Below are 13,109 nucleotides of genomic sequence, written 5' to 3'. Positions count from 1 at the left end.
TCGCCCGGGCGACCGACCTGCGCCGCAACCCCGCGTAACCGGAACGCGAATCTTGTCCGACGGCGCGGCTTTCAGGACGCCCGCTCGGTGAACACGCGGTCGGCGAGGGCGACGAGCACGGCGGAGGCTGTGACGGCGGCGGCGAGCAGGAGCAGGACGCGCCCGCCGAGCCCGGCCGCGATCCCGGTGAGAGCCGCGCCGGCGGAGGACACCGCGATCTTCAGCCCGGCGCTGGTGACGAACACCTGGGCGTGCGCCGACGGCGGCGCGTACCGCGTGCGCGCGGCGAGGGTGGCGGTGAACGACGTGGCGATGCCGACCCCGATGAAGGCGAACCCGGCCAGGGCGAACCCGTACGCCGGGGCGGCGGCGCACAGCGCCGTCGCGACGGCCAGCAGCGTGAAGAGCCGCCGGGCCAGGGCGTCGGGATCCGCGCGCAGCGGAAAGACGGTGACGAGCAGCGCGCCGGCGAGGTTGCCCAGCCCGAGCGCCACGGTCAGCGTCGCGCCCGCGCCCGGCCGGTCGCTGAGGTGCGGGCCGAACAGCGCGGCGATCACCGGCAGGGCGCCCAGCGCCAGCGCGGAGAGCAGCGTCATGATGGTCACCCGCCGCAGCCCGGCGTGCGCGGTGAGGACGCGGAGCCCGGCCCGCATGCCGTACGCCCCGTCCGGGACGCGGGTGCGGCCGGAGGCGGGTCCGCGCGGCAGCGTCAGCGTGAGGACGGCGCCGGCCGCCGCCGCACCGGCGAGGCCGAAGACGGCGGACAGCGGCCCGGAGAGCGCGGCCAGCCCCGCCACGACGGCCGGCCCCGCCGTCCCGCCGATGCTGTAGGTCAGCGCGTCCCACCCCTGCGGCCGCCCATCCGCCCGCCCGCCGACGATCGCGGGCAGTCTGCTGCTCAGGCCGCCGGTCAGCAGCGGTCCGCAGCAGCCCGCCACGGCGACCGCGCCGACCGCCGGCGCGAGCGGGAGCCGGCCCAGCGCGACCGCGCCGGCCGCGAGCGCGGCGGCGTAGAGGAGGTACGCCCCGGCGAGCAGCCGCCGCGCGTCCCGCGCCCGCTCCAGGCGGCGGGCCGTCCAGGGGCCCAGCAGGTGGGGAGCGCTCAGCGCCGCGGCGAGGACGCCTCCGGCCGCGGGAGCGCCGTCGCCCAGTCCGGTGCCCGGGTCGACGGCCAGCAGGACCAGTCCCACTGACGCGCCCGAGTCGGCGCCGCGGACCAGGGCCGCCGCCACCAGATAGCGCACCAGCCCGGCGGCACGGCCTCGCCGACGCTCGGTCGCCCGCTCGGCGATCGCCACCCGGCACCTCCTCGCGTCACCTCATTGACCGGTGACGCCCACCTTGCCCCGTGACCGCGTCACCGGTCAATATGGTGATGTGTTCTTCTTCCTGAGCGGCCGGCCGTGCCTGGACCTGACGACGACACTTCAGGTACGCCACCGCGAGCACCCGGTCGAGACGCTGAACACCCCGTCGGACGTGCGTGACTGGATCGCGCAGGCCGGGCTGACCGGGCCGGTGGACGTCGACGACGCCGGCCTTGAGCAGACCCGGGAGCTGCGCGAGACGATCCATCGCCTCTGTCGTGCGGCCCTGACGGCCACGGCCCCGGCGCCCGGCGACGTCGCGTCGCTCAACGCCACCGCCACCCGTCCGCCGCTGGTGCCGCGCCTGGCCGACGGGTCCGTACGCCACGAGGGCGACCTCTCCCAGGCGCTGTCGACGCTCGCCCGCGACGCGATCGATCTGCTCGCCGGCCCGTACGCCGGCCGCATCCGTGAGTGCGCACACCCCGACTGCAGCCGCCTCTACCTGGACGCCTCACACGCGGGCCGCCGCCGCTGGTGCGGCATGACCGCCTGCGGAAACCGCTCGAAGTCGGCCGCCTACCGCCGGCGCCAGACGAGCCGTTAGGTGCCGGCCGCGCCGGAGAAGGCCGCCAGGGCCTCGGCGTCGGAGTGCACGGTCAGGAGGTTCTCGGCGATGAACTCGGCGAGGCCCGGGCAGTCCGCCGCCTCGGTGCGGAACGTCCGCGCGGCGGCCTCCAGGTCGTAGGCCGTGCGCCGCAGCACGATGTCCGGCCCGAGCAGGGCCCAGTGCGCACCGGGACCCGCGCCGTACGGCATGCCGACACTGCCCGGGTTGACGAACCGGCGACGGTCCGCGAGACGGTCGAAGGGCATGTGGGTGTGGCCGAGCACGACGGTCGGCTCGTCCGTGCCCGCGAACGCCTCGCGGTACCGGTCCAGCGGCGAGTCGACCAGGATGAACTCGGCGTCGTCGCGCGCGGTGGCGTGGCAGAACCGTACGGCTCCCAGCCCGGTGACCTCCAGCGTGACGGACAGCGGCGGGTCCGCGAGCAGGGCCCGGTGCCGCCGCTCCAGCCGGGTCGCGCAGTACTCCGCCGTCCGGCGGACCACGTCGGGCAGCCCGGGGGCGAGCGTGCCGTCGAAGGCGTCGGCGACCTCGCGTTCGCCGTTGCCGCGGACCCAGACGGCGCGCTCGCCCAGCGCGGCCAGCCGGTCCAGCGTCTCGGCGGGCATCGGCCCGGTCGCGATGTCGCCGTTCAGCACGATCGCGTCGGCCCCGCAGGTCTCGACCTCCGCGAGCACCGCTTCGAGCGCGGGAAGATTGCCGTGGATGTCGGACAGAACCGCGACGCGCATGATGCCTCCTTATCTCTGATCCTGTCCGTTCGCGAGGGCGCGCGGCGGCGGATTCACCGAGGGCTGAACGATCAGTGCGGCCGGTAGGTCCAGTGCCAGCTCTCGCTCGGCACGTCGTTGACGAAGCCGTAGGTCGCGGCGTGCGCGCGCAGCCAGGCCAGAGTGCGCGGGTCGCGGACGTCGATGTCGGCGCTCAGGCCGAGGCCGTGCGTGCTCTCGCCGGGCGCGGCGGCGAGGTTGCCGCGCCCGTGCACGTAGGCGTCGTAGAGCCGCGCCTGTTCGGCGTAGGTGCGATAGCCGGAGTTCACCCGCAGGTCCAGTCCTGCGGCGCGCGCCGCCGCGTCCATCCTGCGGAACCGGCCCGCGGCGACCCTGGTCATCGTCTCGCCGTCACCCACGGGTCCGAGACGGCTCGGCGGCACGCGGCCGTTCTTGAGCCCGCCGACGCCCGGATCCGGCAGGCGCGTGCCCGTATCGCGCGAAGGCGACACGTGGCCGCCGATCCGCCCGGCCAGGTGCCCGCCGCGCACGATGACGCCGCCGAGCAGCGCCTCCTTGACCGCCCGCTCGTACGGGTCGGTCGTGGGCCCGATGCTCGCGACGAAGCGGCGGGCGTCGGCCGCGCTCCACTTCCCGTCGCCGCCGTCGGCCCGCTCGGCGAGCCGCCGTACCTTCGCGGCGTACGTGCCCTGGCGCTGCAACCGCTCCGCGACGAGCGGCAGCTGGGTCGGCGCGTCGAGCGCGGTCAGCACGTTGGTGACCAGCGTGGCGAGCGCGGGATCGGCCAGCCGGGCACGGGCCGGTTCGACGTCGGCGGCGAGCCGCCGCAGGGCGAGACGGGTGTGCTCGACCCGCGCGGCGGAGTCCTCGAAGAGACGGGCGAGCCGGCTCAGCTCGGCCAGGTCGAGCACGACCCGGCCGTGCGTCGGCGCGGGGTGCGCGGTCGGCTTCTTCACGTCGCCGCTCACCGCGCGGACCGCCGCCCGCGCGGCGGGCAGATGGGCCCGGTAAGCCCCGTTCGTGTACGTCGACCAGGGCTGGAAGGAGGTGCCCTGACCGGAGATCGACCAGGCGGCACGAGCGTTCACGGCCGGGTCGAACAGCGCGGCGTCCGACTTGAGGTGGAACGCCCGCCGACGGTCCGGGCCGAGCGAGCCGATCATGTTGACCTGCCACAGCCCGTACGAGTCGTCCGGCGGCACGGCGTTGTGCGCGTGCGGATCCCCACCGGACTCGGCGAGCGCGACCGCGACGGCCGTCGCGAGCGCCGACCCGCGGAACCCGGCGTCGTAAGCCTGCTGGGCGATCCGCCTCGGGGTCAGGACGTGCGACACGACTCCTCCTTCGACGCGGACGCCCCACCGGCAAGCGCGTCGCGTACGGCCTCGTGGCCGGTGGCGGTGAGCGCGTAGGCGGGATCTGCCACGTCATCGGCGTCGCCGCGCTCATCGGGGGTGATGATCCCCAGCCCGGCCGGTCCGGCGTCGAGCCGCATGACTACGGCGGTCCACCTCGACGTCAGGACGTGGGACACGGCTCCTCCTTCGGCACTGACGACCCGAGGAGGCCGGCGAGCGCGTCCCGGATGGTCTCGCCGCCGGTGGCGGTGAGCGCGTAGGCGAGATCTGCCACATCGTCGGCGTCACCGCGTTCCTCCGGCGTGATGAGCCACAGCCCGGCCGATCCCGCGTCGAGCCAGGTGATCGCCGCCGCCGTGTGGGCGGCCGGGCCGGTCGTGCGCACCGTGACCAGTACTCGCGCCTCGGACAGGACGGTCGTGAGTGCTCCGCCGGTGCCCTCGTCCCCGAGCCCGGCGCCTTGGGCGAGCAGCGCGTCGACCCGTGCCAGCAGCCGCGCGCTCGCCACCAGACGCTCACCGGTGCGCGCGGAATCCGTACGCGGGACGAGCGGCTCGGCGACGGCCAACGCGGCCGCGCCGATCGGCTCCTCGATCGGCGCCAGCTCCCAGATGGACGGAACGGACTCGGCCGCCAGCAACCGCCGGTCGCCGGACTCCCCGAACACGTGGCGGCGACGGCCGGCCGGGCCCTCGTCGCGCCGTACCTCGACCATCGTGTCCGGGTGAAGCAGCGGGTCCAACGCCCCTCGGACGGCCGACGCGAGCCTGGGTCCGGGCTCGGCCAGCCCGCGCGCCAGCAGCCCCCGCACGGCCACGGCCGCGGCGACGCCGTGCTCCTCCGACGCCCATCCGCTCGCGAACGCCGGAAGCGGCGCGCGCCCGGCCAGCCACGCGGCGGCGCACAACTCGTCCGAGGACAGCGCCCCGGGCAGGCCATCCCCCGTCACCCGCATGACTTCTTCTCTCCGGCCCGCGCCGGGCAGACCGTCCGCCGTCACTCGCGTCACTTCTTCTCCCCCGTCCGCACCGCCGCACCCGCGCGACCGCACAGTGACAGCAGCAGCGTGAGCGTCGCCCGCTGATCGTGGAGTTCGCGGACGCGACGGTCGGTACGCCAGCGGAACCGGCCCGCGCCGGGTCCCTGCCAGTGCAGGCGCGCGGTGCCGGAACGAAGGTCGTCGACGATGTCGTCGAGCCGCCGGATCTCGGCCCGGATCCGCGCTTCGGCGTCGGCCCACACCGCCTGATCGGCGTGCCCTGTGCCCATGGGTCACCTCCCGGTACGCCGAGTCTGCGGGCACGTCGCGCACCCGGGGAATGGAAAGGGTTTCCCATATCCGCCGTTCCGCCGGGCGGTTAGCGTGCGGAACCGAGCCAGGGCGCGGGACGCGCTCTTCGCGGAAGAGGTGAACGATGGCGACCGGTAACGCGACAGGCACCCCTCCCTGCGCGGGCCCGTACCCCGACGGTGGCCCCGAAGCGATCCATGCGCCGGCCGCGGACCTGCGGCGGCTGACCGCCGTACCGGCTCCCGCACTGACCGGGCGGCGCGGGACGCACACTTCGCGGAACAGGTGAACGATGACGACCGGTAACGCGACAGGCACCCCTCCCTGCGCGAGCCCGTACCCCGACGGTGACCCCGAAGCGATCCACGCGCCGGCCGCGGACCTGCGGCGGATGGCCGGGCGGCTGACCGCCATGCCGGCTCCCGCGCCGGCCGGGCAGCGCGCGACGCACACCTCGCGGAACAGGGTGAACGATGACGACCGGTGACACGACAGGCACAGCCCCCTACCCCGACGGTGACCCCGAAGCGATCCGCGCACTGGCCGCGGACCTGCGGCGGATGGCCGGGCGGCTGACCGCCGTGCCGGCTCCCGCGCTGGCCGGGTGGCGCGGGCCGGCGGCCACGCACGTGCGTTCGCTGCTCGGTGCGGCCGTTCACGACGCCGGTCGTACGGCGGGCGATCTGCGTGCCTGGGCCGCCTCCCTCGACCACGCCGCGCACACCCTGGAAGCGGACCAGCGCGCCTGGGTGAGGAGGCACACCCCATGACGGTGCTCTCGGTCGACGCCGAGGCCATGTGGCGCGGCGTACCGCAGGTCGAGCAGCTGGTGTCCCTCCTGGAGGACGTGGCCCGTGGGCTGGACGGCGTCGCGGTGCCGGCCGGCGTCCCTCCCGTGCTCGCCGCGCGGGTCACGACCACCGCCATGGCGGGCGCGCGCGATCTGCGGGCGCGGGCGCGGGGGCTCGCCGGCGTGCCGGAGGACCTACGGCGGCGGGTCGCGGCGGCGCGGCTCGCCGACGCGCCCCTTCTGGCGGGCGCCGGATGGGGGCTGCGCCTGCTGGGCCTGCACTTCCGCGCCTTCTCGATGCAGACTCTCAGCACGTCGATGAGCTGGGGTGTCGCGGCCCGGGAGATACGCGAGGGCCGGGCGGCGGGCGAGACGTACAAGGCGGGTACCTGGCGTGCCTTCCGCACCAGCGCCGTCGCGGCGGAGGAGGCGAGCGCCACCCGGGGCGTCCCGGCCGCGCTGGCCCGTACGGCCTCGGCCGGCGGGCGCGCGGTCACCGGCGCGGGCTGGGCGCTGACCGCCTACTCCAACCTCCGTGATCCCCGGCTGTCCGCCGAGCAGAAGGTCGGGCGCACCGCCGCCTCGATCGCCACCGGTACCGGCGTGTCGGTCCTCGCCGGGGCCGCGTCGGGCGCGGCGTTCGGTTCGGCGGCCGGGCCGCTGGGCACGCTCGTCGGCTTCGGCGCGGGTTCGGCCTGGACGCTGCTGGACGGCAGGTTCGGGGTGTCCAACCGGATCGGTGACGCGGCGGCCGACGCCGCCAACGAGGTGGAGCACGTCGGAGGCGACGCCGCGCACGCGGTCGGGCACGTCGGAGGCACGGTCGGGCACGGCGTGAGCTCCGTCGCACACAAGGCCCTCGGTGTCGTCGGCCTCTGACCCGCGACAGGCCCGCTGGGAACGCACCGACGCCGCGCCCGACGAGGCGCAGCACCTCGGAGACGACACCGCGCACACGGTCGGACACCGCATCAGCCCCGTCACGCACAAGGTGTCGTCGGTCTGTGACCCGCGGCAGGCCCGTTGGGAACGCGTCGACGCGGCGGCGGCCATCGTCCGCGCCGCCGTGCCGTCCCTGCCCGGCGCGACGCCGGAGGCGCTTCTCGCCGACGTCACCGCGGGCCTGACGACGCGATTCACCTGTGTCCTGCCGATCGACGTCACGACCGGCCCGAGGGACGCACGGCGCGGGTCGGTGCGGTTCCTGCACGCGGCCGTCGCCCCGGACGGTGAGGGCGTCGCCATCGAGACCCTGCTGCACGGCGGCGAGGTGACCTGCTGGGTCTGCCCGGCGCAGCGCTACGCCGCCGAACGGGCCGCCGCGCGGCGGGCGATGGCCGGCCGCCCGCCCCAACCCGGCGGGAACGCCGACCCGGCGGCCGAGGCCCGGCCGACCATCGCGCCGGTGAACACCTGGAAGCTCTCCCAGCACTGCCCCGCCGCCCAGGTGCCAACACACGACACCGCCGAGCCCCGGCCGACCGTCGCGACGGCGCAGACCTGGATCCTCACCCAGCACGGCCCCACCGCCCAGGTGCCAACGGACCACACCGCCGAACCCCGGCCGACCGTCGCGACGGCGCAGACCTGGGTCCTCACCCGGCGTGGCCCCACCGCCCGGATACGGCCGGACGACACCGCCGCCGAGGACCTGCCCGCCTCACTCCTGCCGCTCTGGATCGCCGCGACCACGCGGCTCGGCCCGCGTCCGGCGCCGGCCGACCGGCGGATGCTGATCACCACGCGCCCCGCGCTCGACCGCCTCCTCGCACTGTCCGGCCCGGACGAGGCCGCGGTCCGTACGGCGCTGGACGACCGGGAGCTGCCCGCTGACGACGCCGCGCGGCTGGCCGATCTGGTCCGCGGCCTCGTACGCCGCTGGCAGCTGGACTGGGCCTCGAATCGGCTGGAGATCATCGACGCCACGAGCGGACTCTGGCACGTACGGACCGGCCTGCCCGCCGCGCTGACGAGCGAACTGCCGGCAGGCGAGACGCCGGTCGCGCTGGCCCGTACGACCGCGGCCGACGTCTGGCACGACCTGACCCTGACCCTCGGCTGAGGTCAGGGCCAGACGCAGCCCAGCCGCTCGTTGTCCTCCGCGCCCCAGGACGCGGGGTCGCTGGTGATGCCGTACAGGCGTGCGCCGCCGGCGTCCCTCCACACCCGGTAGATCGGCGTCGTGCCGCTCACCCCGCAGTCCATGAACGTCGCGGCCGGGCTCGGCCCGGTCCAGTCCTGGTACGCGCCGATCCGGGAGTAGAAGTGGTTGACGTCAAGGCCGTTGCAGTGGCTGGGGCCCGTCGTACAGGTGAAGCCGTTGATCGCCTGCGGCGCGGGGATGTTCTCCCCGGCCTTGTAGGCCAGGCCGACGTGGAACGCCTGGTGCCCGTACCCGGCGGGGATGTCGCCCTTCGGGCGCAGCACCCAGACGTCGGCGTCGTTCTTCTGGTAGATCCAGTAGTCGACGAGCGCCCACGGCGAGTAGTGGATGGTGACCGTCGTGCCGATCGGGTACGTGCCGGCGGGCTGGTCCTGCGCCTCGACCTTGTCCGTCGACGGATAGGGCTGCTCGGTCTTCTGACAGGTGAAGCCGCGTGCGGTGATGTCGGCGCAGGCGGAGCCGGGGCTGCCGCCGACGTAGCTCGGCAGCGTGTTGTTCGCGCTGTAGTAGGTCAGCGTGATCGGCTGCTTGATGTTCCGCCTGGTGTTCGGCGGCACGTCCTGGTCGTAGACGGTGCCGGGCTGCTGCCCGGTGCCGGCCGCGGTGGCGCCCTCCTTGCGCGTGCAGGCGAACCCGTCGGCCTGCACCTGCCCGCAGGCGGCGTCGACGCTCTGGCCCTTGTAGTCGTGCGTCGTGCCGGTGCCGCTGTAGTAGACGAGCCGGGCCACCGCGCCTTCGCCCGCCTCGGTGCCGGCCGGCGGCGTCTGCTGGTACACCTCGCCCGGCCGGTGTGCGCCGGTCGCGGCCGCGCCGATCGTGGCCTGGCACTTCATCATGAAGGCCTTGAGCCGTGCGCAGGCCTCACCCTGGGTCTGGGAGAGCACCGACGGCACCGTGAACCGGTCCGGGTAGGTGATGGTGACCTTCTTGCCGTCCGGTACGGCGCCGGGTTCCGGGTCCTGCGTGGACACGACGGCGAACTGGTCCGGATCGACGACCGGCGTGGCGTCGGTGCGCCGTACGCAGGTGAGCTTCGCCTGGCCGATCAGGCGGCAGGCGGCCTGCCGGGACAGCCCGATCACCGAGGGCGCCTTCAGCGGCGTCGGCTTCTGCCGCGACGGCCGGTCGGGCGGGGCGGAGGCGTCGCTGTCACGGGGGCTCGGCGGCCCGGACGGGCCCTCGCCTGGGCGCGGCGTCGTGGTCGGGGCCGGCTCGCGGTCGGACTGGGAGTCCCGTACGTCCGGTCCGGCGCCCTTGTCGGCGGTGTGGTCCCGCCCGTCGCCGTCCACGATGAGAGCGCGGCGGTCGTACTGGCTGTTGGCCCACACGTGGCCGCCGCTCACGGTGAGGTCGAACGCGTCACCCTGGCGGCCGGGCACGGTCAGTGGCCGGCCGACCCGGCCGGAGGCGGCGTCGACGCGCCAGAGCTGCGGCTTGGCGTAGTCGGGCACGTAAACGTCGCCGCCGAGCACGACCGGGGCGTCGAGCCGCGCGCTCGGCCCGGCGGGCAGCGTCGCGCGGGTCGTGCGGCCGGTGCGCGGGTCGAGGACGCCGACGCGTCCGCTCGTCCGGTCGACCGCCAGGACGTACCGGCCGGCGCCCCGCCAGGAGCCGAGCACGACGCCGGAGCCGGCGACGCCGAGGTCGCCGATCGCGTGCGGCCGGTCGGAGTCCACGACGTACGCCTTGCCGGCGCCGGTCACCGCGACCGGGTGCCCGTCGGCGACGGTGATCCCGGAGACCGGTTCGCCCAGGCGTACGGTGCGGCGGACACGGCCGTCCGCGACCTCGACGACCTGCGCCGCGCTCGTGAGCACCCAGACCGAGTCACCGGCGGGGACGGCGTCCAGGATGCCCGTCCCGACGGAGACGACCGGGGCCGCGGGCTTGCCCGGCGGGGCCAGCTCGGTGATGGTGCCGCCCTTCTTGTCCACGAGGTAGCCGGAGGAGTCGGTGGCGAGCGCCTCCAGCTGGGTGCCGCCGTCCGGGTTCGGCATCGGAGGGCCGGTGGGCGCCATCGTGGAGCCGTCGAGGATGGTGACGGTTCCGGTGGTCTTGTTGACGACGGCCACGCGGCCGTCGGGCAGCCGGACGGTCTGGATCGGCTCGGATCCGGTGGCCAGCTCGATGGCGGTCTGGGCGTCGGACTTGCCCGTCTCACCGTTGACGTGCGCGACCGTGTGCCCGCGGGACAGGAACGCCGAACCGTCGCCGAGCAGCGGGCGGGCGACCGAATAGCCGACACCGGTGCTGACCGCCAGCACCGTGACCAGCAGCGTCACGGCCATCAGCGCCGAACCGGCGCGGCCGGCCGGTCCCGAGGGAAGACGCAGCCAGGTGGGGCGGCGGAGTCCTCTCACCAATTTCCCCCTCTGAACCGATTTCTGCCACCGGGCGGCAAGACTATAAACGGGAAGGTATTTGCTGAATGGCACACCTTTCCCAAATGACCGGCCGTGGCCATACGGGTGAAGTGCGGAGGAGACGGATGGAGTCCAGCGCGGACGACGGCGGCCTGACGATCGAGGCGGACGGATCGACGTACCGCCTCGCGCCCGGTGACACCTTCACGTTCGGCCGTGCCGAGAGCTGCACCCTCTGCCTGGACTCCGGCGACGCCGCGATCTCCCGGCTGGCCGGCGAGATCGAGCGGGTCGGCGAGGTGTGGTTCGTGTCGAACCGCAGCTCCAGCCGGCCGTTCTCCGTCGTCGACGGGCCCGGTCTGCGCCGGGTGCTGGCGCCGGGGCAGCGCGACGCCGTCGAGGGCCGGGTCCGCGTCATCGTGGACGGCACCGGCGGCCCGCACGAGCTGGTCCTCCAGGGCCCGGACCCGGTCGCCGGCGGGCCCGGCGAGGCGGTGACCGGCCTGCCGACCGCGGCCGGGCAGGACGTGGTGATCAACGACCGGGACCGGCTGGCCCTGGTCGCCCTGTTCGCCGGGTACCTGCACGAGGGACCGCGCTACGACCCGAGCCCCCGCTCGTACGAGGCGGCGGCGAGCCGGCTCGGCTGGCCACGGACGACGCTCGTCAAGCGCGTGGAGTACATCCGGACCCGGTTGACCAACGCCGGCGTGCCGAACCTCCAGGGCTGGAACGCCCTGAGCGCGCTCGCCGAGTACGCCCTCACGACGAAGCTGATCACGCCGGACGACCTGCGCCTCATCGGCAAGACCCCCTGACCGACCGGGCCGCACAACCGGCGGCTGTGGCCCCACACCCCGCGGTTGTTTGCCGCCGGCGGGTCGCGCGCTGTTGGATCGCCTCGGTCGATGCGGGGGAGGTCGGGATGAGGCGGTCGCTGGGCCGGGAGTTCCGGTGGTTGTGGACGGCGTTCGCGGTCAGCACGGTCGGCACGTGGCTGGCGTTCAACGCGTTTCCGCTGATCGCGCTCCGGGTGCTGCACGCCGGGCCGCCGGAGGTGTCCGTGCTGGCCGCCGTGGGGATGGCGGTGGGCGCGGCGGTGGCCGTGCCGCTCGGACCCTGGGTGGAGTTCCGCCGCAAGCGGCCGGTGATGGTCGCGATGGACCTGGCCCGGTTCGCGGCGATGCTGAGCGTCCCGGCCGCGTACGCGCTCGGCCTGCTCACCTTCGTCCAGCTCCTCGTCGTGTCGATCGTCGTCTCGGCGTGCGACATCGCGTTCCGGGCGGCGAGCGGCGCGAACCTCAAGGCCGTCGTGCGGCCGGAGGACCTCCTCGTCGCGAACGGGCGGTTCGAGTCCACGACGTGGACCGCCACCATGATCGGGCCGCCGCTCGGCGGTGCCGCGATCGGGCTGCTCGGCCCGGTGACGACCGTGGTGGCCGACGCGGTCAGCTACCTGCTGTCGGCGTTGGGCATCCGCGCGATGGGCGGCGACGAGCCGCCGCCCGCGCGGCGGGAGACGGCACGGCCGCGCGCCCGCGACCTGTTCGACGGGTGGCGGTACATCCTCACCCACGCGGAGCTGCGGGCGCTGTTCCTCCACTCCAGCCTGGTCGGCGGCCTGATCCTCGCGACCGAACCCCTGCTGACCGTCCTCATGGTCGACCGGCTGGGCTTCCCCCTATGGCAGTACGGCCTGGCGTTCGCGGTGCCCTGCACCGCCGGGCTCGTCGGCTCCCGGCTGTCCCGCCGGATCGTGGCCCGGTACGGGCGGCGGAGGGTCGTGCTGGTCGCCGGGACGCTGGCGGCGTGCTGGCCGGTCGGGCTGGCCTTCATCGGCCCCGGAGTCGCCGGGCTGGCCCTCGTCATGGTCGTCGAGTTCGGGCTGATCACCTGCCTCAGCGTGTACAACCCGGTGCTCGCCACCCGGCGGCTGGAGCTCGCGCCGACGGACCGCGTTGCCCGGGTGCTGTCCGCCTGGACGGTGACGAAGAACGCCACCATCGCGGCGCTGACCGCGTTGTGGGGCCTGCTGGCCGGCCTGACCGGTCCCCGCGTCGCGATCGGGATCGCGGGCGTGTTCCTGCTGGCCACGCCTCTGCTGCTGCCCCGCCGGGAGGGCGCCTTGGGGAGGTCTTCCGATTCCGCTCCGGCGGAGCCGGCTCTAGCTTCGGTGGCGTCGCGGGACGCAGGGCCCGCACCGACCCGAGGAGACACCGATGATCCAGGCGGATCTGCCTGAGCTGGAGGCACTGTCCCGCCGGCTCGGCACGTGCAGCCACGACGTCCACGACCTCAAGCAGGCGCTGAGCACGCTCATCCACACCACGACCTGGACCGGTGGCGCGGCGGACCGTTTCCGGCAGGTGTGGGAGAGCCAGTTCCGCCCGGCCCTGGACACCATGGCCGCGGAGCTGACCGACGCGGCGCAGGAGGTCGAGCGCCGCCGGAACGCGATCGACCACGCCGCCAACTGA

Annotated in this window: 15 protein-coding genes; 8 read left to right on the top strand and 7 right to left on the bottom strand. The window is 74.8% G+C overall.

Features of this window, described 5'->3' with window-relative positions; translation table 11 throughout:
• Positions 1-71 precede the first annotated feature (71 nt).
• The gene (locus ACQEV1_RS04030) at positions 72-1,298 is read right to left on the bottom strand and encodes an MFS transporter (RefSeq protein WP_285636992.1); all 1,227 of its coding nucleotides are present in this window, start codon (positions 1,296-1,298) and stop codon (positions 72-74) included.
• A 79-nt stretch (positions 1,299-1,377) separates the two neighbouring features.
• Between ACQEV1_RS04030 and ACQEV1_RS04025 the strand changes: the two genes are divergently transcribed.
• Positions 1,378-1,914 carry a CGNR zinc finger domain-containing protein gene (locus tag ACQEV1_RS04025; protein WP_433391317.1) on the top strand — a complete coding sequence of 179 codons (537 nt, stop codon included), beginning with the start codon at positions 1,378-1,380 and terminating at the stop codon, positions 1,912-1,914.
• Here ACQEV1_RS04025 and ACQEV1_RS04020 read toward each other — a convergent pair.
• The 5 genes from ACQEV1_RS04020 to ACQEV1_RS04000 form a co-directional block, all read right to left on the bottom strand.
• Positions 1,911-2,666 carry a metallophosphoesterase family protein gene (locus ACQEV1_RS04020; protein ID WP_433391314.1) on the bottom strand — a complete coding sequence of 252 codons (756 nt, stop codon included), beginning with the start codon at positions 2,664-2,666 and terminating at the stop codon, positions 1,911-1,913. The genes ACQEV1_RS04025 and ACQEV1_RS04020 overlap by 4 nt on opposite strands.
• A gap of 71 nt (positions 2,667-2,737) precedes the next feature.
• Complete coding sequence (locus ACQEV1_RS04015; protein ID WP_433391311.1) at positions 2,738-4,000, bottom strand: D-alanyl-D-alanine carboxypeptidase family protein; 1,263 nt, start codon at positions 3,998-4,000, stop codon at positions 2,738-2,740.
• On the bottom strand, positions 3,985-4,200 hold the full coding sequence (locus ACQEV1_RS04010; protein ID WP_433391308.1) for a hypothetical protein: 216 nt from the start codon (positions 4,198-4,200) through the stop codon (positions 3,985-3,987). The genes ACQEV1_RS04015 and ACQEV1_RS04010 overlap by 16 nt, the downstream gene beginning before the upstream one ends.
• A complete protein-coding gene (locus tag ACQEV1_RS04005; protein WP_433391306.1) occupies positions 4,185-5,033 on the bottom strand; it encodes a hypothetical protein in 849 nt (282 codons plus the stop codon). The genes ACQEV1_RS04010 and ACQEV1_RS04005 overlap by 16 nt, the downstream gene beginning before the upstream one ends.
• Positions 5,030-5,293 carry a hypothetical protein gene (locus ACQEV1_RS04000; protein ID WP_433391304.1) on the bottom strand — a complete coding sequence of 88 codons (264 nt, stop codon included), beginning with the start codon at positions 5,291-5,293 and terminating at the stop codon, positions 5,030-5,032. Before ACQEV1_RS04000 ends, ACQEV1_RS04005 begins: the two co-directional genes overlap by 4 nt.
• A gap of 314 nt (positions 5,294-5,607) precedes the next feature.
• Here ACQEV1_RS04000 and ACQEV1_RS03995 point away from each other — a divergent pair, with 314 nt between their 5' ends.
• The 4 genes from ACQEV1_RS03995 to ACQEV1_RS03980 are packed head-to-tail and all read left to right on the top strand — an operon-like array spanning position 5,608 to position 8,167.
• Positions 5,608-5,802: a hypothetical protein gene (locus tag ACQEV1_RS03995; RefSeq protein ID WP_433391301.1), complete on the top strand. Its 195-nt coding sequence runs from the start codon at positions 5,608-5,610 to the stop codon at positions 5,800-5,802.
• The gene (locus ACQEV1_RS03990; protein ID WP_433391299.1) at positions 5,789-6,085 is read left to right on the top strand and encodes a hypothetical protein; all 297 of its coding nucleotides are present in this window, start codon (positions 5,789-5,791) and stop codon (positions 6,083-6,085) included. The genes ACQEV1_RS03995 and ACQEV1_RS03990 overlap by 14 nt, the downstream gene beginning before the upstream one ends.
• Positions 6,082-6,984, top strand: a complete 903-nt coding sequence (locus tag ACQEV1_RS03985) for a hypothetical protein (protein WP_433391296.1) — start codon at positions 6,082-6,084, stop codon at positions 6,982-6,984. The genes ACQEV1_RS03990 and ACQEV1_RS03985 overlap by 4 nt, the downstream gene beginning before the upstream one ends.
• Entirely contained in the window at positions 6,968-8,167 is a 1,200-nt protein-coding gene (locus tag ACQEV1_RS03980) for a hypothetical protein (RefSeq protein ID WP_433391294.1), read from the top strand. The genes ACQEV1_RS03985 and ACQEV1_RS03980 overlap by 17 nt, the downstream gene beginning before the upstream one ends.
• Positions 8,168-8,169: 2 nt before the next feature.
• Here ACQEV1_RS03980 and ACQEV1_RS03975 read toward each other — a convergent pair whose 3' ends face one another.
• Entirely contained in the window at positions 8,170-10,629 is a 2,460-nt protein-coding gene (locus tag ACQEV1_RS03975; RefSeq protein WP_433391291.1) for a hypothetical protein, read from the bottom strand.
• A 128-nt stretch (positions 10,630-10,757) separates the two neighbouring features.
• Between ACQEV1_RS03975 and ACQEV1_RS03970 the strand changes: the two genes are divergently transcribed.
• From ACQEV1_RS03970 to ACQEV1_RS03960, 3 genes are all read left to right on the top strand, one after another.
• Positions 10,758-11,450, top strand: a complete 693-nt coding sequence (locus tag ACQEV1_RS03970; protein WP_433391289.1) for a hypothetical protein — start codon at positions 10,758-10,760, stop codon at positions 11,448-11,450.
• 107 nt (positions 11,451-11,557) lie between these two features.
• Entirely contained in the window at positions 11,558-12,874 is a 1,317-nt protein-coding gene (locus ACQEV1_RS03965; RefSeq protein ID WP_433391286.1) for an MFS transporter, read from the top strand.
• Positions 12,852-13,109: a WXG100 family type VII secretion target gene (locus ACQEV1_RS03960; RefSeq protein ID WP_285574821.1), complete on the top strand. Its 258-nt coding sequence runs from the start codon at positions 12,852-12,854 to the stop codon at positions 13,107-13,109. Before ACQEV1_RS03965 ends, ACQEV1_RS03960 begins: the two co-directional genes overlap by 23 nt.

It is taken from the genome of Actinoallomurus sp. CA-142502 (assembly GCF_050936355.1).
Taxonomy (GTDB): domain Bacteria; phylum Actinomycetota; class Actinomycetes; order Streptosporangiales; family Streptosporangiaceae; genus Actinoallomurus; species Actinoallomurus iriomotensis.
This window is presented reverse-complemented; position numbering and strand designations above follow the sequence as displayed.